At 56.5% G+C, this 230-nt stretch carries 1 pseudogene; it reads right to left on the bottom strand.

The features are described from left to right. Positions 1 to 230, bottom strand: a pseudogene (locus SAY88_RS25740) (IS3 family transposase); the annotation flags it as partial.

Below are 230 nucleotides of genomic sequence, written 5' to 3'. Positions count from 1 at the left end.
AAACCCGGATTAGCCGGCGACTCGTGATCGATGTGTCGATTTCGATCGCTACAGCTTCTCGATTGAAGTCGTCGATAATGTTGAAGGTACGAAAGCGGCGGCCACAGTAGAGGGCATCGCTCACAAAGTCAGCGGACCACATCAGGTTGGGCGCGGCGGGCACATTCAAAGGCTGACGTTCTCTCGTTGGCACTCGGCGCTTGGCACGCCGTTTCTGGTTGAGCTTGAGC

Source organism: Halalkalibacter flavus, from assembly GCF_036663575.1.
In the GTDB taxonomy this organism is placed as follows: domain Bacteria; phylum Bacillota; class Bacilli; order Bacillales; family Bacillaceae_D; genus Halalkalibacter; species Halalkalibacter flavus.
The sequence above is the reverse complement of the archived record's forward strand: the minus strand, read 5'-3'. Positions and strand labels throughout refer to the sequence as shown.